Raw genomic sequence first — 21,401 nt, 5'->3', positions numbered from 1 at the left:
GAGCATTTGCGATGCTTGATAGTGTGCCGATCGGAGCATGGTATGCCGCCAGCCTGGCGGCCGCCATCTTGATTGCCTATCGCATCTATTCGCGGCGGGCGAAGGAACAGGCGCGCCGTTCGTTTGCCGAACGCCGCGCCGCGATCAGCATGCCACAACTCTCGATCGGCGGCGGGCAGGCCAATTCGATCATTCCTTGGGCAATCCAGCAGGCGCGCGGCGACCGGCCGTTCTCGCCGGACAGGCTGACGCGCGAGGAGGCCCGTCTTGCCGAACTTGCCCAGGCGGCCATAACACTCGACGATCGCTCGTTCCGGGCAGCCTGCCGCACCGTTTCCGAGAGCGAGCGGATGATCCTCGAATATATCAGGAGGATGGTCGGCGAGGATTCCAGCGTCACGCTGGATCAACCTGTAAGCGACGAGCCGGATGCGCGGACAAGCCATGCGGTCGTGCCGCTAACGGACAGCGCTCAGTTGACGACGCAGGCACAGCCCCCGGAAGGCCACGCCGCGCAACTGTTCAAGCCGGTCGACCAGATCGGCGAATGGCTGCCGGGCAACGGCGACCCGGATCTCTGGCACCTGCTTGCCGGTGGACTGAGCTTCGACCACGGCGCAACGCTCGACATCATCGACTGGATCGTCAGGCAGCCGGATTGCGACCGCGCCACCGCGGCGCTGACCATTGCCCACATCGGGGCCTATGCCTACAAGCAACTGGAGACCATGGAGCAGAACGAAGACTGGTCCCATCATGTTCAGGCAATCGTCAGGACGGTCTGCGAGCGCTCCGAAGTCGGGTTGTATCCCATTTCCCGCCTCAATCTCTCCTGCGTCGGCCATGACAACGACCAGCGTGCGACCCTCGACATGCTGGTGCGTCGCGCAGCCGAACTCGACGCGCGAGGACACATTGTTCCGTGGCCGCAGCCGGTCCATCTGCTTTCGACACCGTTCGAGGGACGCGACGCGCTTTCGACGCATTATGAGGTCCGTGAAGACGGGCTCTATCTCGTCCGCTGAGAGGTTTTCTCAGATCAGCGTCGGCGCTTCAGCTTCTCCAGCAATGCCACCGCTTCGACATGATGCGACCAGAGGAACTGGTCGATGGGCGTGACGCTCTTCAGCGTGTAACCGCCGTCGATCAGAATACTGAGATCCCGCGCGAGCGTCGCCGGATTGCACGACACAGCCGCGACATAAGGCACGTCGGACCGGGCGATCTGCTTGCACTGGTCTTCCGCCCCTGCCCTCGGCGGATCGAAGGCGATACCGTCGAAGGCATTGAGTTCCTTGAAGGTCATCGGCCGACGGTCGAGGTCGCGGCGCTCCACGGTCACCCGCTTGAGTCCGCCGGCGAAGCGGAAGCCGCGATCGAGTGCCGCAAGCGAAGCCGCATCGCCCTCCACTGCATGGACCTCCGAATTGGCGGCAAGCCTGAGCGAAAAGGTGCCGCTGCCGGAATAGAGATCGGCGACCTTCTTGGCCTTGCGCAGATGCCCGGTAACGAGCGAAGCCATCGTCTGCTCGGCATCGGCCACGGCCTGGACGAAACCACCGGTTGGCGGCGTCACCACTGCCGTGCCGAATGTCAGCACCGGCTTGACCGGCTCGACGATGATCTCGCCGTCGATGGAGAGCCTGGCAATCTTCGACTTGATGACGAAATCGGTTGCCGCACGGCGGATCGCCTCGGTCGGCTTGCCGCAATCGCTGGCGGCAACATCGAAGCCTGACTCGGTCGAGGTGACCAGGAATCTGAAAGGCTTCGACGTGTTGGCGATGATCCCGGCGAGATGGCGAAGGGTGCCGGCCGCCTCGACGATGCCAGGCAGGAGCACCGGACATTCCTCGATGTCGACAAGCGTGTGGGAAAACGCCTTGTTGTAGCCGAGATGCATCCCGGTCTCGGTGTTGCGGGCGGTGAACGCGGCGCGCCTGCGGCTGCGCGGCGGACAGGCGACAAGGTCGCCAACCGGCGTCTCGATGTCCCTCGCCTTCAGCGCATGGGCAACCAGCCCGCGCTTCCATTCGCGATAGGCACCGTCTTCGAGATGCTGGATGGCGCAGCCGCCGCATTCGGTGAAGTGGCGGCAGGCGGGCTCGATGCGCTCCGGCGACGCCTCGAGCACGGCGAGCAGTTGCGCGCGATCCTTGTCACGAGAGGCCGTCACCGTCTCGCCGGGCAGCGTGAAGGGAATGAAGATGTGGCCACCATTGGCATCGACGACGCCGTCGCCATGCGCGCCAAGACGCGCAATCTCGAACCTGGTCGTCATCGATCCTTCACTCCACCGAGCAGAAATTCATGATTGCCGTCACCGCCTTCGACCGGCGAAGCGCAGATGCCGATTGCACGCCAGCCGGGCACGGTGTCGAGCCAGGCACGAAGCTCCTCGGCGACACGCGGTCCGTCGGCCGGGTTCTTGAGCAGGCCGCCCTTGCCGATCGCCTCGCGCCCAGCCTCGAACTGCGGCTTGACCAGGAACACGCCTTTTGCGCCTGGCGCAGCCAGCTCGAGCGCATTGGGCAGCGCCAGGCGCAACGAGATGAAACTGACGTCCGAAACCAGGAAATCGGGCGTCCGGCGGCCAAGATCATCAGATGTCAGGCTGCGCGCATTGAGACCCTCGAGGCAGGTCACGCGTGGATCGGACTTCAGACCGGCGCCCATCTGGCCATGGCCAACATCGATCGCCACGACATGAGCGGCGCCGCGTTCGAGCAGCACCTGCGTGAAACCGCCGGTGGAGGCACCAATGTCGAGCGCCTGGGCACCAGTCGGATCAAAGCCAAAACGGTCGAGCCCCGCGATCAACTTGAGTGCTGCGCGCGACACATAGGCCTGTGCGGGATCGTGGACCTCAATCTCTACATCAGCCGAAACGGTCTGCCCCGGCTTTTTCGCCGGTTGGCCATCGACGGTCACGGCCCCGCGCGCCACCGCATCGCGAGCGCGCGAGCGGCTGGCAAACAGCCCGCGGCTGACGAGCAGCTCGTCGAGCCTCAGGCTGGCGATTGCTTGCCTAGAGTTGTCCATGGCTTTCAATGACGAATGCGCGACCGCAACGCAAGCGCCGGTCAGGCGCGCGCCGCCTGTGCCGACTTGCCAAGAGCTGCGAACACGGCACGCACGATGCCCGCCGAGTCCAGTCCGGCATCGGCATACATCTTGTCGGGATTGGCATGATCGACAAAGCGGTCGGGCAGCGTCATCGGACGCACCTTGAGGCCACTGTCGAGCAAGCCATTGCGCGCAAGGAAGTCCAGCACCTGGCTGGTGAAGCCGCCAACCGAGCCTTCCTCGACCATGACCAGCACCTCGTGCGAGCGCGCCAGGCGACGGATCAGCTCCTCGTCCAGAGGCTTGGCGAAGCGCGCGTCGGCAACTGTCGTCGACAGGCCGGCAGCGCCGAGTTCTTCGGCGGCGAGCAGGCAATCCTTGAGACGGGTACCGAAGGACAGCAGCGCCACCTTGGTGCCTTCCTTGACGATACGGCCCTTGCCGATCTCCAGTACCTCTCCCCGCGCGGGCATGTCGACGCCGACGCCGTTGCCTCGCGGGTAACGGAACGAGATCGGGCCTTCATCGAACTCGGCCGCGGTGCGCACCATGTGGCGCAGTTCAGCCTCGTCGGCGGCCGCCATGACGACAAAATCCGGCAGCGAGGCGAGATAGGCCGTGTCGAAGGCGCCACAATGGGTCGGCCCGTCAGCACCGACGAAACCGGCTCGGTCGATGGGGAAGCGCACCGGCAGCTTCTGGATCGCCACATCGTGGACCACCTGGTCGTAGGCCCGCTGCAGGAAGGTCGAATAGATCGCGACGAACGGTTTGAAGCCCTCGGTCGCAAGCCCCGCGGCGAAGGTGACCGCATGCTGCTCGGCGATGGCCACGTCGAAGGTGCGCGACGGAAACGCCTCGCCAAACAGGTCGAGCCCGGTGCCCGAGGGCATAGCAGCGGTGACCGCAATGACCTTCTCGTCCTCGCGCGCCTCCTGGATCAGGCTCTCTGCAAAGACCTTGGTGTAGGCGGGCGCGTTGGCCGGCGCCTTGGCCTGCGCACCGGTGATGACGTCGAACTTGTTGACGCCGTGATATTTGTCGGCGGCGGCTTCCGCGGGTGCGTAGCCCTTGCCCTTCTGGGTCACGACATGGATCAGCACCGGCCCGGTGCCATTGTCGCGGACGTTCTTCAGCACCGGAATCAGGTGCTCCAGATTGTGGCCGTCGATGGGGCCGATGTGGAAGAAACCCATCTCCTCGAACAACGTGCCGCCGGTGACGAAGCCGCGCGCATGCTCGACGGCGCGGGTGATCGCCCGGTCGACGCGGCGGCCGAGATAGGAGGTCAGCTTCTTGCCAAGCTCGCGCACGCCGGCATAGGTGCGGCCGGACGCAAGGCGCGCCAGATAGGCGCTCATCGCACCCGCCGGTGGGGCAATCGACATGTCATTGTCGTTGAGGATGACGATCAGGCGCGCGTCGAGCGAGCCGGCATTGTTCATCGCCTCATAGGCCATGCCGGCGGACATGGCGCCGTCGCCGATAACCGAGATGACGTTGTTCCTGCCACCCTGGAGATCGCGCGCCACGGCCATGCCGAGGCCGGCCGAAATCGAGGTCGAGGAATGCGCGGTGCCGAAGGGATCGTATTCGCTCTCGCCCCGCTTGGTGAAGCCGGAAAGCCCGCCCTCCTGGCGCAGTGTGCGCATGCGGTCGCGCCGGCCGGTCAGGATCTTGTGAGGATAGGCCTGGTGCCCGACATCCCAGATGATGCGGTCGCCGGGCGTGTCGAAAACATAGTGCAGCGCCACCGTCAGCTCGACCACACCAAGGCCCGCGCCGAGATGGCCACCGGTCTGCGACACGACGTCGATCAGCTCGGCGCGCAGTTCGCTGGCAAGCTGCGGCAGTTGGGCTTCGTTCAGAGCGCGCAGGTCGGCCGGCAGGCGGACCTTGTCGAGCAGGGGCGTTTCGGGCTTCGCGTTCATCAATCCGCACCAGTTGAACTTCGGCAGATACGGCCATGGGCTGCGAAAGTAAATGCGTGGAGGTGCCGCGCCCTGGGGCTGGCGTTAGCCCTCGGGCAGCGGGATGAACTCCTCCTCATCTCCTGGAACGATATCAAAGCGGCCGGTCTTCCATTCGTTCTTGGCCTGCTCGATGCGCTCCCGCGACGACGAGACGAAGTTCCACCAGATGTAACGCCTGGTGCCGAGCGAAGCGCCGCCGAACAGCATGAAATGAGCGCCAGTCTCCGACGAGACAACGATCTCGTCGCCCGGACGGAACACCAGCAGGCGCTCGATGGGAAACCGGTCGCCGAGAATGTCGAGTTCGCCGCCGAGCGTATAGATGGCGCGCTCCTCGGCGTCGGCGGGGATCTTGATCTTCGCGCCCGGCGCCAGCTTGATATCGGCATAAAGCGTGTCCGATGCCTGGCGCACCGGTGACTTCAGGCCCTTGAACTCGCCGATGATGAGACGGCCGGAAGCGCCGTCGGCATCGAAGGTCGGCAGCACCGCGGCAGCGGTGTTCTCGAACATCGGCGCGGTCTCCTCCTTGGCGTCGGGCAAGGCCAGCCAGGTCTGCAGGCCCGATATCGACATCGGCGCGCCGCGCAGTTCTTCCGGCGTGCGCTCGGAATGGACGATGCCGCGGCCGGCGGTCATCAGGTTCACGTCACCGGGCGCGATCACCATCTCGGTGCCGAGCGAATCGCGATGCCTGATCTTGCCATCGAAAAGATAGGTGACGGTGGCGAGGCCGATATGCGGATGCGGGCGCACGTCGAGCGCATGCCCGGCCCGCAGGATCGCCGGCCCCATACGATCGAAGAAGATGAAGGGCCCGACCAGCCTGCGCCTTGCCGTCGGCAGCGCGCGGCGCACCTGGAAGCCGTCAATGTCCTTGGCGTTGGGCACCACCATCAGCTCGATCTGATCGCAGGAAAAAGCGTCGCCCGGTGTCGGGTCTTCGGCCGGGAAAAAACTCATGACTGTATCCTCAGCTGATTGAAACCTGTCCGCCGCCCGTTCCGCCCGCTCAGGCAAATCTCAGCGCCGAGCGCGCCTTGGCCTTGGCGGCCTCTTCCTCGCGGTTGCGAGGGTGCTGGTGTGTTTCCATCGAATGCAGCAATTCGTGCGCCGCTTCGGCAATGGTGTCCACTGCGCGGTGAAACGCCTCTTCGTTTTTCTTCGACGGTTTTGTCGTCCCGCTCAGCTTGCGGACGAACTGCAGTGCGGCATCACGGATTTCGTCATGCGTCGCCGGCGGATCGAAATTGAACAATGTCTTGATGTTGCGGCACATCGCCTGCTCCCGGGCTTCATGAACCGTATGGGTATGCCAAAACTGGGCGCAACGTGCCGCGAGGTCAAGCCATCCGGCTGCCGCTGCCGCGGCAGCTCGGACTGTATTCGCTCACTCCGCGTCGAGCGGCTCGGTGCCGACAGGCTTGCCGTCACGCGACAGGCGGATCTTTTCGACCTTGTCCTCGGCCGACTTCAGCAGCCGGTCGCAATGCGCCTTCAGCGCTTCGCCACGCTCGTAGATCTTGATCGACTGGTCGAGCGGCACGTCGCCACGCTCGAGGTCATCGACGATCTTTTCAAGAGCAGCCAACGCCTGCTCGAAGCTCATCGCCTTGATTTCGTCATTGGGCTCAACGGCCATGGTTCATCCTTTCATCAGGCGGGTCACGTGGGCGGCAACGGAGAAGGCCAGCCCTTGCAGGTCATAGCCGCCCTCGAGCAGGCTGACGAGGCGGTTTGACGAATGCCTTGCGGCACGGTCCATCAATTGCCCCGTCGCCCAGTCGAAATCGGCTTCGGTGAGGTTGATCTCGGCCAGCGGGTCGCGATGATGCGCGTCGAAACCGGCCGAGATGATGATCAGGTCGGGCGCAAAACTGTCTAGCGCCGGCAGCACGCGTGAGCGGAACGCCTCGCGGAAATGGTCGCTGCCGGTGTCGGGCGACAGCGGCGCGTTGACGATGTTGCCGACGCCTTCCTCGCCTTTGGCGCCGGTACCGGGAAACAGCGGCATCTGGTGGGTCGAGCAATAGAGCACGCTCGCATCGTCCCAGAAAATGTCCTGCGTGCCGTTGCCGTGGTGCACGTCCCAGTCGACGATGGCGACACGTTCGGCGCCATGCCGCTTCTGAGCATAGCGGGCGGCGATGGCTGCGTTGTTGAACAGGCAAAAGCCCATCGCCGTGGTCTTTTCGGCGTGATGCCCCGGCGGGCGCGAGGCGACAAAGACATTGTCGGCCTTGCCGGCAAAGACATCGTCGACGGCAGCATTGGCGGCACCGATCGCCGTCAGCGCAGCCTGCCAGCTCTTGGGGCTCAGCACAGTGTCGCCGTCGATCCGCGCCATGCCCTCCTCCGGCACCTTGCGGCGAATACCTTCGACGAATGGTTCGGGATGGGCATAGAGAATCGTCTGCTCATCGCCCTCAGGCGCCTCGACGCGGTCGAGCCTTTCGAACGGCTCGTCGTCGAGCACGCGCTGGATGGCGCGCAGCCTGTCTGGCCGCTCAGGGTGGCCGGCGGGCGTCAGGTGTTCGAGATAGATCGGATGGGTGTAGAGCCGCGTGGTCATCACCCCACCTTATCAGCTATGGCCGGCCAGACCACGCAATACCTGTCAAAGCCCTGGGGAAAATGGGCGGGATTCATGATGCTCCAGCCAAGGCCTGCCAGGACAAGGCTCGCATTCAGACCGTCGTCCTGCCGTCTACCAGCAGCCCTTCCATGAGCGCACGGAATGCCGGAACTGCCTTCTTCGACGTCGCATCGGGGTCGTCGGAAGTGGCGATCCACTGCGCGGCGTAGAGCGAAGCACCGCTTATCAGGCGCGCCATCGCCTCGGGATCGATGTCGCGCAGGACACCTTCTTGCTTCAGCGCGACAAGGTTGCCCGTGATCGACAGGATGCAGGCGTTGGCGTTGGGCCACTGCGCCGGGTCGCCGAGAACCGCCGGACCGTCGCGCAGCACGATGCGCTGGATTTCGGGCTCCAGCGCCATTTCGACGTAAGCGATGTTCTCATCGACAAAGCCCTGCCAGCGCGTCCTGGCCATGGCGGAGATGGCGGTCAGGCGCGAGGACATTTCATGGTCGATCTGAGCCAACACGGCTTCGAACAGCCCCTTCTTGTCGCCAAAATGGTGATAAAGCGCGCCACGTGTCAGCCCGGCTTCGGCCGTGAAGTCGTCCATCGAAGCGTTTGCATAACCCACTGTCGCGAATGCCTTGCGCGCGGACGCGATCAGCTTGGCGCGCGTTTCGGCAATCATCTCGCTACGGGGTTTGTGCGCTGGCTTCATGGCTTCTTCCTCGTCGGATCTCATTCACATACGTGGCGTATATTTCTTTCACATACGAGGCGTATGGTAATTGACATACGGCGCGTATGCAATTAGCTCTTCACATACGCCGCGTATGTAAATGGCGAGTCCTCGAATTTCCAGGAGTGCTCCGATGCACAATCCGTATGGTGAAATCTTCAGAGTCCCGGGGGCCAAAGGCTTCGCAGCGGCAGCCTTCGTCGCCCGCCTGCCGATCGCCATGGCCCCTATCGGCATCGTCGCAATGCTGTCGCAGACGCGCGGCGAATATTGGCTGGCCGGCGCCGTCTCGGCCACGTTCGCCCTGACCAACGCGTTCGCTGCCCCGCAAATCTCGCGCCGCATCGACCGGCTTGGCCAGACAGCAGTGGCCCTGCCCACCACTGTCATTTCCGTCCTCGCCTTTGCCGCCTTGCTCATTGCAGCCCATTATGACTGGCCGGCCTGGACGCTGTTCGTCGCCGCTTTCATCGCTGCGGCAATGCCGAGCGTGCCCGCCATGGTCAGGGCTCGCTGGACTGAAATCTTCCGCGACCGCCCCGAACTCAACACGGCCTTCGCCTTTGAATCTGTCGCCGACGAAATGGTTTATATTGCCGGCGCCTCACTGTCCGTTGGCCTGAGCGTGGCCCTGTTCCCCGAAGCGGGCATGCTCGCCAGCACGCTGTTCCTGGCTTTGGGCATGGCGGCTTTCATCCTGCAGAGGTCGAGCGAACCCAAGGTAAGACCATCTGAGCTCGCGAGCGGCGGCTCGGCCATCATGCTGCGCCCGGTCCAGATCATCACGCTGGCGCTCATCTTCGTCGGCTCGATCTTTGCCACCGCCGAAGTCAGTGCCGTGGCGATCACCAAGGAGCTGGGACAGCCCACTGCCGCCAGCCTCGTCATCGGCGTCTATGCCGCCGGCTCGCTCATCGTCGGCCTGATCGTCGGCGCGTTGAACCTCAAGGCACCGAAGCAGCGCCTGCTCGCCATCTCGATTGCCGTCGTGGCGCTGACAACGTTGCCCCTGCTGGTCGCAGACACGGTGCCGTTGCTGGCGCTTGCCATCTTCGTCAGCGGCGTCGCGATCTCGCCCACCTTCATCATGGCCTTCGGCCTGATCGAACGCCGGGTTCCCGAGGCCATGCTGACCGAAGGCATCACCTGGGTGATGACCGGCATCGGCATCGGCATGGCCCTGGGCGCTTTCGTGGCAGGCTGGGTCGTCGACACCTTCGGTGCCCAGAACGGCTTCTGGGTGTCGATCGCCGCAGGCACGATGTCGTTCCTTGTGGTCCTGCTCGGCCAGAAAGCTCTCGCAGGCGGTCCCGAAGTAGAATTGATGGGCGCTGCACCACAGGCGGCGGAATAAGCCCCCGCTCGGCAAGGAACAACGTTCTGTCAGCATCAACGAGCCGCCAGGTCTGGCGGCTCGACTGCCTTTGAAATCTCGGATATCTCCGTCCCCGGTGACAAAAATGCGCAATCCATATAGCGAAATCTTCAAGGCGCCCGGCGCCAAGGCCTTCTCCGCCGCCGGCTTCGTCGCGCGCGTGCCCATGTCCATGGTCACGCTCGGCATCGTGACCATGCTGTCGGAGGCCCGCGGCGAATACTGGCTTGCCGGCGCCGTCGCTGCCGTTTTTGCCCTGTCCAGCGCTGTCGTCGCGCCGCAGGTCGCAAGGCTTATCGATCGTTATGGCCAGGTCCGCATCCTGCTGCCGAGCGCGGCCATCGCGGTGATCGCGCTGTCCGGGCTGATGCTCGCGACGCGCTACGACGCGCCCAACTGGGTCCTCTTCGCCTTCGCGATACTCGCAGGCGTCACCCCGATCATGGGCGCCATGGTGCGCGCGCGTTGGACCGAGATCTACCGCGACACGCCACATCTACACACGGCCTTCGCGTTCGAATCGATCATGGACGAGGTGATCTTCATGACAGGTCCGATCGTTGCCATCGGTCTCAGCGTCGGCTTCTTCCCGGAGGCCGGCCCTCTGGTCGCGACCGTGTTGCTGGGCGTGGGCAGCCTGCTCTTCGCCGCCCAGCGCTCGACCGAACCGCCTGTTCATGCGCAGGATCGCAGAGACGGCAAATCCGTGATCTGGCTCGGCCCCGTCCAGATTCTGGTGCTCACGCTGATTGCCATCGGCGCCATCTTCGGCACAGCCGAGGTCACCGCCGTGGCCTTTGCCGAGGCCCAGGGCAACAAGGCGTCCGCGGGCTTTGCGCTTTCCGCCTACGCTGCCGGCTCGCTCGTCGCCGGCCTCGTCTTCGGCGCCATGAAGCTCAAGATGCCGCTCGCGCGGCAGCTATTGATTGCGATCGCGCTCGCGGCCCTGACGACTCTGCCGCTGCTGGTGGTCGACAACGTGACCGTGCTGTCAGTCGTGCTGTTCCTGGCGGGCGTTGCCGTGTCGCCGACCATCATCCTGTCGATGGCGCTGGTGGAGAAAGTCGTCCCCTCCTCCAAGCTCACCGAGGGCATGACATGGGCCGTCACCGGCATCAGCATCGGCATGGCCGCAGGCTCATCAGCCTCGGGCTGGATCATCGATCATATGGGCGCGAGCAGCGGCTTTATGGTCTCGCTGGTCGCGGGCTTCATTGCGCTGGTCGTTACCTTCCTCGGCCAGCGGTCGCTCGGCCGGTCGCTCCGCATCGCACCTGCTGCAGCTCAACCGGCGGAATGAAGGAAGTGGGTCCGCAGAGCAGTCGCTCGCGCGGACCGTTTTCCGACGTAGTCAGGCGCGGCGGGGCGCGCCGTCCCAGCGCGAGGCCTCGCCCGAGCCGAAGGCCTTTTCCTTCAACTCGCGGAACTTGGACGAAACCTCTTCGAGCTTGCGATCCCATTCCGGATTGGGCGCCTGCCCCTCGATCACCTTGAAATAGACCTGCATCAGCGACGCCACGGCAAAGGGCTCGATGATCGCCGCCTTGAAGGCCCAGGCGAAGACGATGGCCAGCACGAAGCCCCAGCCCGCCATCTCGCCCGGCATGAAGTAGAGAATGGCGCCGGCAGGGGCCAGCATGAACAGGAAAATCAGCAGCGACAGCGCCCAGACGACGAGCGACAGCCAGATCGCGTTCTTGACCATCGTCTTGCCGTTCTGGGCATAGAGCACGATGCCCTGGCGCGCCGTCTGCCACGGCGAATTGCTGCCGATGCGGATGTTGTAGCCGAGGATGATCTCGTCGACATAGGTCAGCGACATGCGGATCACCGTGTTGGCGAACCTGACCAGGCCGTCGAGGCCGGGAATGGGCAGGAACGCGGCGATGCCGCCGATCAGGCCGGTGATCGCGCGCACCGCGCCCTTGACCAGTTGGTCGAGCACGAACAGCACGCTCGCTTCGGTGAAGCGTTCGGTGACGACCTCGCGCGCATAGACGATCTGGTTCTGGCCGCCGGGAATCTCGCGGCCGTCGATCAGATGGACCATGGCGGCGATATGGCCGGCCTTGACCAGATAGAGAATGTATTCGCGGACCCAGTAGACCGCGACGGAAACCACGCCGAAACCGGCAATGCCGCCCCAAAGCGCGAAGGACACCGGACCGTCGGGATCGGCCATCACATGGCCGACGCCGTAGCCGATGCCGGCCCCTGCGCCCATCGCCACGATGTAGGCGAGCGTGATGCCGAAATAGACGACCATGCGCAGCACGATGAACGGCCAGGTACGTACCATGATCGACAGGCTTTGGCCTATGCTGAAGTCCCACATACCCGACTCTCCCCCAAGAGAGAGCAAGAGAATGCGCCGCGTCCAGAGGAAGTCAACCGCAGCGCCGGCACCGTCCACCGGACTGCATTGTGCGCCGCAAGGCGATTGCGCCTTGCAGCAAGACGCTAGCGGATTTCGGTCTTCGCGATGCGGATGCCGAAACCTTCGAGGCCGACATAGTGACGCTCGCGCGAGGCGATCAGGTTGATCGACGAAATGCCGAGGTCCTTCAGGATCTGCGCGCCGAGACCGATCTGGCGCCATTCGTCCTCGCGGCGACGCGCCTCCTCGTGGTCCTCGCGCTCCGCCGAAGGCCGATTGCGGCCGAGATTGGACACGCCGACCGAACCTTCGCGGAGATAGACGATCACGCCGCGGTTGCACTCGCCGAAGTTCTTCATGATGTCGGCAAGCTTGTTGCTGGTACCGAACACGTCGGTGACGACGTCCTCTGTGTGCAGGCGCACCGGCACTTCCTCGCCGTCGCGGATGTCGCCGAAGACGATGGCGAGGTGGTGCATCGAGTCCCACGGCAGCGTGTAGGTGATCGCCTTGGCCTTGCCGGCGGGGGTGTCGATGTCAAAGGTGCTGACGCGCTCGATCAGCGTTTCCTGGCGCTGGCGATAGGCGATCAGGTCGGCGACGGACACCTGCTTCAGCCCGTTCTTCTCGGCGAAGGCAGCCACTTGCGGGCCACGCATGACCGTGCCGTCGTCATTGACCAGTTCGGAGATGACGCCGACCGGCGGCAGGCCGGCGAGCTTGCACAAGTCGACCGCTGCCTCGGTATGACCCGAGCGCATAAGCACTCCACCCTCGCGAGCGATCAGCGGGAAGATGTGGCCAGGGCGGACGAAATCGCCACCGCCGACATTGGGGTTGGCAAGATTGCGCACGGTGAGCGTGCGGTCGTCGGCCGAGATGCCGGTCGTGGTGCCGTGCTTGAAATCGACGCTGACGGTGAAGGCCGTGGTGTGGGCCGAGTCGTTGTCGGCGACCATCGGCGCAAGGTTGAGCCGGCGGGCGTCTTCCTTGAGCATCGGCGTGCAGACGATGCCGGAGGTATGGCGGACGATGAACGCCATCTTCTCGGGCGTGCAGTGCACGGCGGCGACGATCAGGTCGCCCTCGTTCTCGCGCCCGTCGTCATCCATGACGACCACGATTTCGCCGCGCTCGAAAGCCCTCAGCGCTTCGACAGTTTTCTTCTGGTCGTATGGCATGGCGTGCTCGCTTCGCTCGTTCTGGCGAATAGGGAATAGTGGGTAGCGAATAGAGCGAAACCGCACCATTCGCTACTCACTACTCGCCATTCGCTCACTTTCCCGTCTGTCCTCGATGGCGCAGATAGTGGTCGGCAATGGCGCAGGCGACCATGGCTTCACCGATCGGCACCGCGCGGATGCCGACGCAGGGGTCGTGCCTGCCCTTGGTCATGACGTCGACTTCCTTACCGTCCTTATCGATCGACTTGCGCGGCGTCAGGATCGACGAGGTCGGCTTGACCGCGAAACGCGCGATCACATCCTGTCCCGTCGAGATGCCGCCCAATATACCCCCGGCATTGTTGGACATGAACATCGGCCGGCCGTCATTGCCCATGCGCATCTCGTCGGCATTCTCTTCACCGGTGATACGTGCCGCCTCGAAGCCGTTGCCGATCTCGACGCCCTTAACGGCGTTGATCGACATAAGGTTGGAGGCGATGTCCTGGTCGAGCTTGGCGTAGATCGGCGCGCCGAGGCCGGCTGGCACGCCTTCGGCAACAATCTCGATGACCGCACCAACCGACGAACCCGCCTTGCGGATGCCGTCGAGATAATCGGCGAACACCTGCACAGAGGCAGCATCAGGGGTGAAGAACGGATTTTCCGCGCTGCCGATGAAATCCCAGTCCCAGTTGGCGCGATCTATATCCTTGGTCCCCATCGACACCAGAGCACCGCGCACGACGAGGCCCGGCACGATCTTGCGGGCGATGGCGCCGGCAGCGACACGGGCAGCCGTCTCACGCGCCGAGGAGCGGCCGCCGCCGCGGTGATCGCGCAGGCCATATTTCACGTCATAGGCGTAGTCGGCATGTCCCGGACGATATTGCCTGGCGATCTCGCCATAATCCTTGGAGCGCTGGTCGACATTCTCGATCATCATCGAGATCGGCGTGCCCGTGGAGATGAGGGTCTCACCATCCTCGTCGGTGATGACACCCGACAGCACCTTCACCTCGTCGGGCTCGCGGCGTTGGGTGACAAAGCGCGACTGTCCGGGCTTGCGCTTGTCGAGCTCGTCCTGGATGTCCTTCAGCATGAAGCGGATGCCGGGCGGGCAGCCATCGACCACGCAGCCGAGCGCCGGTCCGTGGCTTTCGCCCCAGGTGGTGACGCGGAACAGATGGCCGAAGGTGTTGTGCGACATGGACAGGCCCTTCCCGGCTCCTTGCCGGCATATGGCGGGGTTCTAGCGCATGACCTGGAAAAGTAAAATTGCTTTTCGGACGAGATCATGCGCCACAGGGAAATGGAGCGTCGCTTGCGCTACGACAAAGATGCGCCACGCCGGATTGGCCCATATTAGCGGTGGTCAAACTGTGATCGCAGGCGATTTAGTTTTGACACATTCGCTTGGTTTCTGCTTCCTTCCTGCCCGCTCATCAATCGTTCGCCTTGGGAGAGGCGCAGAGGAAAAGAGGACGATAATGCGTACCCTTATTGGCGCCGTTGCCGCCGTGCTCATGATGTCAGGCGCAGCGTTCGCCGCCGAGGCCGAAGGCCAGGTCAAGTCCATCGACAAGGACAAGGCGATCATCACCCTGGATAATGGCAAGTCCTACAAGCTGCCGGGCGAGTTCGACGTCGACAACATCAAGCCAGGCATGGACGTGCTCCTGGCCTATGACGTGGTCGGCGGCGAGAACCTGATCACCGACATGCAGTTGCCGCAGTAGGCAGCCCACCGGCCGACGGCTCAAAGCCAGTCGAGGCGGCCGTTTTCGACTTTCAGCACGCGGTCCTGGGGAATCTCCAGGGCCGCGGCTTCGTTTTTGGGCATGGATCCGACCAGCCGGAAGATGGCGCGCAGCACGCCGCCATGGGTGACGCAGACCGTCGGCTGGCGAACAGCTTCGAGCCAAGGTCGCACGCGCTCGGTCAGCATCGCGTAGCTTTCGGCATAGTCGCCGGGCGGCACGAAATCCCACTTGTCGTGGCGGCGCGCCTGCGAAGCGCCGGGCGAGCGTTGCTCCAGCTCGGCGAATGTGTAGCCTTGCCAGTCGCCGAAATTGACCTCGACCAGGCGCGTGTCGGTCCGGTAGACGCCGGGGTCCAGCCCCATGCCGCCGCGAACGCGCTCCATCGTCTCGCGCGTCCGACGCATCGGGCTTGCGACGAAGTCGAAGTTTTCCGGATCGGCGATCAGCTCGGCCAGTTTCGCACCGTTGCGGTCGGCCTGTTCGCGGCCGAGCGCATCGATGTCGGTGTCGGCCTGGCCCTGCAGGCGCTGCTCTGCATTCCAGGCCGTCTGGCCGTGGCGCACAAAATAGATGAGCGGTGTCATACCGGGCAGGGCAAGGGCTGAGCGGTTGCTGTCGGATCAGTCCTTGACGGTCGAGATGTCGGGCGCGTCGACCGCCTTCATGCCGACGACATGGTAGCCCGAGTCGACATGATGCACTTCGCCGGTGACGCCGCGCGACAGGTTCGACAGGAAATACAGGCCAGAATCGCCAACCTCGTCGATCGACACGGTGCGGCGCAGCGGCGCGTTGTATTCGTTCCACTTGAGAATGTAGCGGAAGTCGTCGATGCCGGACGCTGCGAGCGTCTTGATCGGACCGGCCGAGATCGCATTAACGCGGATGTTCTTCGGCCCAAGGTCGACGGCCAGATACTTCACGCTCGCTTCGAGCGCCGCCTTGGCGATGCCCATGACGTTGTAATTCGGCATCACCTTCTCGGCACCGTAATAGGTCATGGTCAGAAGCGAGCCGCCGTCGGTCATCAGCTTCTCGGCGCGCTGGGCGATCGCCGTGAAGGAGTAGACCGAAATGTCCATTGTTTTCAGGAAGTTGCCATGGCTGGTGTCGACATAACGGCCCGTCAGCTCTTCCTTGTCGGAAAAGCCAATGGCGTGGACGACGAAGTCGAGCTTGCCCCACTTCTTTTCCAGCGTCTCGAACACGGCGTCGATGCTGGCCATGTCGGTCACATCGCAATGGCCACAGACGAAAGCGCCGATTTCAGCTGCAAGCGGCTCGACGCGCTTCTTCAGCGCATCGCCCTGATAGGTGAACGCCAGTTCCGCACCCTGGTCGGAACAGGCCTTGGCGATGCCCCAGGCAATCGATCTGTTGTTGGCGACGCCGAGAATAAGGCCGCGCTTGCCGGCCATCAGGCCCTGTCCACCCGCCATGTGAGCGCACTCCAATGCTTGAATTGTTTTGGAGAGCCTATCGCATAGGCAATCTTGACCTTCAAGCTTTCATGCGCCCAAGGCTGTGAGGCCAGCAAAAACTCGCTGGCCCGACATCAGTCGGCAAATTTGCGCACCAGTTCTTCCAGCGCGGGATCACCGCCCTCGGGCAACATCACCCGCACATGGGCATAGAGGTCGCCATGGCCGCCGGCCTTTTCCGGCAGACCACGCCCCTTGATGCGCAGCACCTTGTCTGAGCTCGACCATTCGGGAACCTTCACCGCAAGTCGGCCGGTCGGCGTTTCCACCGCCGCCTTGGCGCCCAGCACCGCGTCCTTGAGGCTGACCGGCAGGTCGACATGAAGGTCCCTGCCCTCGATCCTGTAGCGTGGATGAAGGCGGAACCTGATCTTGACCAGCGCGTCGCCGGCGCCGCCGAAGCCCTGCTCGCCCTGGCCCTTGAGGCGGATCGTCTGGCCGTCCTCGACATATTCAGGAAGCTTGACGGCGATCTTGCGCCCGTCGGGAAACTGGGCCGTCACCTTGGGCGCGGTCGCAGCTTCCTCTATGGTTACGTCGAGGCTGACATTGATGTCGGCTCCTGGCTGAGCCCGCTGACCACTGCCCATGCCGGCACCTGGATGCGCGCCGGCACCGGCACCACCGCGCTGACCGAAGGCATCGCCGAAAATCTGGCTGAAAATGTCACCGGCGTCGAACGAACCGCCGCCGCCTGGCCCCGACTGACGGAACTCGAAGTGGCTGGCGCCCGGGCCGCCCTGCTGGCGGCGGAAACCGCCAAAGGGATCGCCGCCGCCGGCACCCTCGAAGCCATGGAAGCGAGGCTTGCCCTCGGCATCGATCTCGCCACGGTCGAAAGATGCCTTCTTCTTCTCGTCGCCGAGAATCTCATAGGCCTGGTTGGCTGCCGAAAAACGCTCCTTTGCCTTCGGATCATCCGGATTCTGGTCCGGGTGATGCTTCTTGGCGAGCTTGCGGAAAGCCGATTTGATGTCCTTGGCCGAGGCGTTCTTGGCAACGCCCAGCACCTCATAGGGGTCGCGCATGCAAAGTCCCACGCAAATTGAAAGGGTTGGCTCTTCTCTATATGCGCTTGCCTAGGAACAAATTCCAGAGGCTGCAGCGACGCTATTCTCAGGCAGGCTCGAAGGCCAGCATCTGCCAGGTTCCGGCGCCCGCCGCGCAGATTTCGCCCTTGAACAGGGTGACGCCGTCGAAGCTCTCGCGGGAGGCGGCGAATTTGCGGCACAGGACGCCGCGTTCCATGGTCTCGGCGAGTGCCGTGATCTGCCCTCGCGCGCCGGTATCGGTGTTGGCCCAGGCAATCGGCTGCCCAGCGAGTTCACGCACATCGGCGGACGAAACCGCGTTGCGGATCGTTGCCTGGTCGGAGAGCCGATTCGCATCGGGAAGCGTGTCGGTTGCCGGCACCTTGCTGGTCAGCAGGCTGCGGTCCACCTCCGCCTTTTCCAGGCTGAAGCCGCCGACGCCACATGCCGTCGTCGTCATCAGACCAAAAAGCACCGCTACCTTGAGGCATCGGAACCCGATTTGCGGGTGGCAAAGGCCTTCAAAGGCTTGCGCGGGGCGCGACAATAGGCATTCTCCCGGTCGGCATTGGCAGGTCGAGTAAGAGCTATGACGGACACAGAGTTAACAACGGGTGACTTCACTGAAAGCGCGGAGCCATATCGGCTCTTTGCGGCATGGCTGAAGGATGCGACGGCCAGCGAGCCGAACGACCCCAACGCGGTGGCGCTGGCGACCGTCGACACCGACGGCCTGCCCGACGTGCGCATGGTGCTGCTCAAGGGCTTCGACGAGCAGGGCTTCGTCTTCTACACCAACTTCGAAAGCGCCAAGGGCCGAGAGATCCTGGCGACGATGAAGGCCGCGATGTGCTTCCACTGGAAGTCGCTGCGGCGCCAGGTGCGCGTGCGCGGTCCTGTGGAAATCGTCACCGACGCCGAAGCCGACGCCTATTTCGCCTCGCGTCCGCGTGGCAGCCGAATCGGGGCCTGGGCCTCGAAGCAGTCGCGTCCGCTGGAAAGCCGCTTTGCACTGGAGAAGGCGGTGGCCGAATACACCGCCCGCCACGCCATCGGCGAAATCCCGCGGCCGGCGCACTGGTCGGGCTTCCGCATCCGGCCGAGCCAGATCGAATTCTGGCACGACCGGCCCTTCCGCCTGCACGACCGCATCGTCTTCACCGCCAACGACAAGGGCGATTGGGACAAGGACAGGCTTTATCCGTAGGTTCCTGGCCTCCCTTGATGTGGGGAGGCCAACCAACTCACTTCTTGCGCGTCATGAAGGCGACGAGAGCGGCGCGCGCCTCGTCGGATTTGAGGCGGGCACGGAAATGCTCGCCTTCCTCCTTGATGCGGGCGACGAGCTCAGACCGGTCGCCGCGCATCAGGTCACGCGCGATCTTCAGCGCTTCCGGTGGCTTGGCAGCAATCTCGCGTGCTGCCGCAAGGGTGGCAGCCTCAAGTTCGTCTTCGGACACCACCTTGTAGATCAGCCCGGCCGCGAGCGCCCGCCCGGCCGGAAAACCCTCGCCCAGGCCGAGCAGCGCAAAGGCCCCCTGCTGGCCGAGCACGCGCGGTGCAAGCAGGCTCGAGCCCGCTTCGGGAACCAGGCCGAGATCGACGAACGGCGTGCGGAAGGTGGTGCGCGGCGTGGCGAAGGTCAGGTCGCAATGCAGGTTGATGGTCGTACCGATGCCGACCGCAATGCCGTCGACGCCCGAGACGATCGGCTTTTCGACCAGCGCAAGCGCCCCGAGAAATTCCCACACCTCGGCGCCGCCCTCGCCGCCGGTGGCGATCGCCATGAAATCGGCGAGGTCGTTGCCGGCCGAGAAGGCACCGGGCACACCGAGAAAGACGTGCACGCGTACTGCCGGATCGGCGTCGCCGGCCTTCAGCGCTGCGGCCATCTCACCATACATGGCGCGCGTGATGGCATTCTTCTTGTCCGGACGGTTCATCCGGATGATCTGAACGGCATCCTGCCGCTCGATGACAATATGGTCGCTCACGTCAGACTGTTCCTCGTCCCAGATTCTTATACCGAAACCAGCGCCTTGGCGGCTTGGTGCAGGCTTGCCGCGCCGCCGGTGACGCGCTCCTTCAGCGCCGTAGTCTCGCCGAGCAGGTTCTCGGCAAAGAACCGGCACAAGGCGATGCGCCCCGCGTCGCCCTCGGCCACGGCCGCGCGCGCCAGATAAGAGCCGCCGGCGGCCAGCGCGAACAGCCTGAGATAGGGCGTGGCGCCGGCCAGGGCATCGTCCGTTCGGCCGTTCTCGATTTGCTTTTGCAGGAAGCGCGTGGACTGCTGCAATTCGTCCAGCGCCTGCTCCAGGCAGATCGCGGTGCGGCCATAGTCCTCGCTGTTGAGGGCCGCGACCGCATTGGCGGCGGCATCGAGCTCGCCGATATAGTCGAAGACATGGTCGCCATTTCCGAGCGGCAGCTTGCGGACGACCAGATCGATCGCCTGGATGCCGTTGGTGCCTTCATAGATCGGGGCGATGCGAGCATCGCGCAGCAAGCGCGCCGCTCCCGTCTCCTCGATGAAGCCCATGCCGCCATGCACCTGTACGCCGAGCGAGGCGACATCGACACCGACGTCGGTGGCGAAAGCCTTGGCGATCGGCGTCAACAGGTTGGCGCGGTCCTGCCAGTGCGCCTTCTCCGTGCCTTCGGAGATGCGCGCCATGTCGAGCGCGTGGGCGCAGGCATAGGTGATGGCGCGCGCCCCCTGGGTCAGCGCCTTCATGGTCAAGAGATTGCGCTGCACGTCGGGGTGATAAACGATCGGTGCCATGCCTTCGCCGGTGTAGCCGGAGGCCTTGCCCTGGCGGCGGTCGTTGGCGTAAGCGAGCGCCTTCTGGAACGCGGCTTCAGCCACCGCCACGCCCTGCATGCCGACCGACAGGCGAGCATTGTTCATCATCGTGAACATGCAGGCGAGGCCCCTGTTCTCCTCGCCGATCAGCCAGCCCACCGCACCCGGCTCACGGCCTTTGGCGAAGCCGTCGCCATAGATCATCGTGCAGGTCGGCGAAGCATGGATGCCGAGCTTTTCCTCGATGCCCGAGCAGAACACATCGTTGCGCGCACCCGGCGTGCCGTTGTCATTGAGCAGGAACTTGGGCACGAGGAACAGCGAGATTCCGCGCGTACCGACCGGCGCGTCCGGCAGCCGGGCCAACACCAGATGCACGATGTTGTCGGTCAGGTCGTGCTCGCCATAGGTGATGAAGATCTTCTGGCCGAAGATGCGGTAGGTGCCGTCGCCTGATCGTTCGGCGCGAGTGCGCAGGGCGGCGAGATCCGAACCGGCCTGCGGCTCGGTCAGGTTCATCGTGCCCATCCACTCGCCGGAGATGATCTTGGCGAGATAGAGTGCCTTCAATTCTTCCGATGCATGCTTTTCCAGCGCCTCGATCGCCCCCATGGTCAGCGTCGGGCCGATGCCGAAGGCCATGGAGGCCGAGTTCCACATTTCGAGTGCGGCAACACCCAGCATCGTCGGCAGGCCCTGGCCACCGTACTCCTCAGGACCGTTGAGGCCGTTCCAACCACCCTCGGCCCAGTGCTTGTAGACGTCCTTCCAGCCGGGCGGCATGGTCACGGCCGCATCCTTGAGCTTGGCCCCGACCTTGTCGCCGATCTCGTAGAGCGGCGCCACTTCCTCGCTGGCGAAGCGGCCTGCCTCGCCCAGGATCGCGTCGACCAGGTCTTCACCAAGGTCGCCGAACCTGCCCGCGTCGAGCGCTGCCTTCAGGCCCGCCACATGCTTCAGCGCAAAGGCAATCTCTTCCACCGGGGCGCGATACATGACGCTTCCTCCTGCTGATGACGTGCTATCGCGGCCTCACCACCGCCTGCCGC

At 64.1% G+C, this 21,401-nt stretch carries 22 protein-coding genes; 5 read left to right on the top strand and 17 right to left on the bottom strand.

Features of this window, described 5'->3' with window-relative positions; translation table 11 throughout:
* Positions 1-11: 11 nt before the first annotated feature.
* Complete coding sequence (locus B015_RS0106190; protein WP_018426803.1) at positions 12-1,025, top strand: DUF4274 domain-containing protein; 1,014 nt, start codon at positions 12-14, stop codon at positions 1,023-1,025.
* 14 nt (positions 1,026-1,039) lie between these two features.
* Here the strand turns inward: B015_RS0106190 and B015_RS0106185 are convergent, their stop codons facing one another.
* The 8 genes from B015_RS0106185 to B015_RS0106150 form a co-directional block, all read right to left on the bottom strand.
* On the bottom strand, positions 1,040-2,281 hold the full coding sequence (locus B015_RS0106185) for a class I SAM-dependent RNA methyltransferase (RefSeq protein WP_018426802.1): 1,242 nt from the start codon (positions 2,279-2,281) through the stop codon (positions 1,040-1,042).
* A complete protein-coding gene (locus B015_RS0106180) occupies positions 2,278-3,042 on the bottom strand; it encodes a TlyA family RNA methyltransferase (protein ID WP_018426801.1) in 765 nt (254 codons plus the stop codon). Before B015_RS0106180 ends, B015_RS0106185 begins: the two co-directional genes overlap by 4 nt.
* 41 nt (positions 3,043-3,083) lie before the next feature.
* Positions 3,084-4,997: a 1-deoxy-D-xylulose-5-phosphate synthase gene (dxs, locus tag B015_RS0106175; RefSeq protein ID WP_018426800.1), complete on the bottom strand. Its 1,914-nt coding sequence runs from the start codon at positions 4,995-4,997 to the stop codon at positions 3,084-3,086.
* Between the two features lie 84 nt (positions 4,998-5,081).
* Positions 5,082-6,002, bottom strand: coding sequence for a pirin family protein (locus B015_RS0106170; protein WP_018426799.1), 921 nt, complete (start codon positions 6,000-6,002; stop codon positions 5,082-5,084).
* A gap of 49 nt (positions 6,003-6,051) precedes the next feature.
* A complete protein-coding gene (locus B015_RS0106165; protein WP_018426798.1) occupies positions 6,052-6,318 on the bottom strand; it encodes a DUF2277 domain-containing protein in 267 nt (88 codons plus the stop codon).
* A gap of 111 nt (positions 6,319-6,429) precedes the next feature.
* A complete protein-coding gene (locus tag B015_RS0106160) occupies positions 6,430-6,681 on the bottom strand; it encodes an exodeoxyribonuclease VII small subunit (protein ID WP_018426797.1) in 252 nt (83 codons plus the stop codon).
* Positions 6,682-6,684: 3 nt separating this feature from the next.
* The gene (locus tag B015_RS0106155; protein WP_026226955.1) at positions 6,685-7,611 is read right to left on the bottom strand and encodes a histone deacetylase family protein; all 927 of its coding nucleotides are present in this window, start codon (positions 7,609-7,611) and stop codon (positions 6,685-6,687) included.
* A 115-nt stretch (positions 7,612-7,726) separates the two neighbouring features.
* On the bottom strand, positions 7,727-8,338 hold the full coding sequence (locus tag B015_RS0106150) for a TetR/AcrR family transcriptional regulator (protein WP_040456057.1): 612 nt from the start codon (positions 8,336-8,338) through the stop codon (positions 7,727-7,729).
* Between the two features lie 154 nt (positions 8,339-8,492).
* Here B015_RS0106150 and B015_RS0106145 point away from each other — a divergent pair, with 154 nt between their 5' ends.
* Together B015_RS0106145 and B015_RS0106140 are read left to right on the top strand one after the other, a co-directional pair.
* Positions 8,493-9,713, top strand: a complete 1,221-nt coding sequence (locus tag B015_RS0106145) for an MFS transporter (RefSeq protein ID WP_018426794.1) — start codon at positions 8,493-8,495, stop codon at positions 9,711-9,713.
* A gap of 106 nt (positions 9,714-9,819) precedes the next feature.
* A complete protein-coding gene (locus B015_RS0106140) occupies positions 9,820-11,034 on the top strand; it encodes an MFS transporter (RefSeq protein ID WP_018426793.1) in 1,215 nt (404 codons plus the stop codon).
* A gap of 51 nt (positions 11,035-11,085) precedes the next feature.
* Here B015_RS0106140 and B015_RS0106135 read toward each other — a convergent pair whose 3' ends face one another.
* From B015_RS0106135 to aroC, 3 genes are all read right to left on the bottom strand, one after another.
* A complete protein-coding gene (locus B015_RS0106135) occupies positions 11,086-12,069 on the bottom strand; it encodes a hypothetical protein (protein WP_018426792.1) in 984 nt (327 codons plus the stop codon).
* Positions 12,070-12,194: 125 nt separating this feature from the next.
* Entirely contained in the window at positions 12,195-13,292 is a 1,098-nt protein-coding gene (gene ribB / locus B015_RS0106130; protein ID WP_018426791.1) for a 3,4-dihydroxy-2-butanone-4-phosphate synthase, read from the bottom strand.
* A gap of 94 nt (positions 13,293-13,386) precedes the next feature.
* Entirely contained in the window at positions 13,387-14,484 is a 1,098-nt protein-coding gene (gene aroC, locus B015_RS0106125; RefSeq protein WP_018426790.1) for a chorismate synthase, read from the bottom strand.
* A gap of 280 nt (positions 14,485-14,764) precedes the next feature.
* Here aroC and B015_RS0106120 point away from each other — a divergent pair, with 280 nt between their 5' ends.
* Positions 14,765-15,013, top strand: a complete 249-nt coding sequence (locus B015_RS0106120) for a DUF1344 domain-containing protein (protein WP_018426789.1) — start codon at positions 14,765-14,767, stop codon at positions 15,011-15,013.
* A gap of 20 nt (positions 15,014-15,033) precedes the next feature.
* On the opposite strand, the gene B015_RS0106115 is transcribed toward B015_RS0106120, so the two are convergent.
* The 4 genes from B015_RS0106115 to B015_RS0106100 form a co-directional block, all read right to left on the bottom strand.
* A complete protein-coding gene (locus B015_RS0106115; protein WP_018426788.1) occupies positions 15,034-15,621 on the bottom strand; it encodes a histidine phosphatase family protein in 588 nt (195 codons plus the stop codon).
* Between the two features lie 36 nt (positions 15,622-15,657).
* Positions 15,658-16,476: an enoyl-ACP reductase FabI gene (gene fabI / locus B015_RS0106110; protein WP_018426787.1), complete on the bottom strand. Its 819-nt coding sequence runs from the start codon at positions 16,474-16,476 to the stop codon at positions 15,658-15,660.
* A 116-nt stretch (positions 16,477-16,592) separates the two neighbouring features.
* Positions 16,593-17,546 (bottom strand): J domain-containing protein, encoded by a 954-nt coding sequence (locus B015_RS0106105; protein ID WP_018426786.1) that lies wholly within the window; start codon positions 17,544-17,546, stop codon positions 16,593-16,595.
* A gap of 88 nt (positions 17,547-17,634) precedes the next feature.
* Positions 17,635-18,009, bottom strand: coding sequence for an RT0821/Lpp0805 family surface protein (locus B015_RS0106100; protein ID WP_085941113.1), 375 nt, complete (start codon positions 18,007-18,009; stop codon positions 17,635-17,637).
* A gap of 129 nt (positions 18,010-18,138) precedes the next feature.
* Here B015_RS0106100 and pdxH point away from each other — a divergent pair, with 129 nt between their 5' ends.
* Positions 18,139-18,756, top strand: a complete 618-nt coding sequence (pdxH, locus tag B015_RS0106095) for a pyridoxamine 5'-phosphate oxidase (protein WP_018426784.1) — start codon at positions 18,139-18,141, stop codon at positions 18,754-18,756.
* Between the two features lie 37 nt (positions 18,757-18,793).
* On the opposite strand, the gene B015_RS0106090 is transcribed toward pdxH, so the two are convergent.
* Positions 18,794-19,543, bottom strand: coding sequence for a crotonase/enoyl-CoA hydratase family protein (locus tag B015_RS0106090; RefSeq protein WP_018426783.1), 750 nt, complete (start codon positions 19,541-19,543; stop codon positions 18,794-18,796).
* 26 nt (positions 19,544-19,569) lie between these two features.
* Positions 19,570-21,348 carry an acyl-CoA dehydrogenase gene (locus B015_RS0106085; RefSeq protein ID WP_018426782.1) on the bottom strand — a complete coding sequence of 593 codons (1,779 nt, stop codon included), beginning with the start codon at positions 21,346-21,348 and terminating at the stop codon, positions 19,570-19,572.
* Positions 21,349-21,401: the final 53 nt, after the last annotated feature.

The organism is Hoeflea sp. 108, assembly GCF_000372965.1.
In the GTDB taxonomy this organism is placed as follows: domain Bacteria; phylum Pseudomonadota; class Alphaproteobacteria; order Rhizobiales; family Rhizobiaceae; genus Aminobacter.
This window is presented reverse-complemented; position numbering and strand designations above follow the sequence as displayed.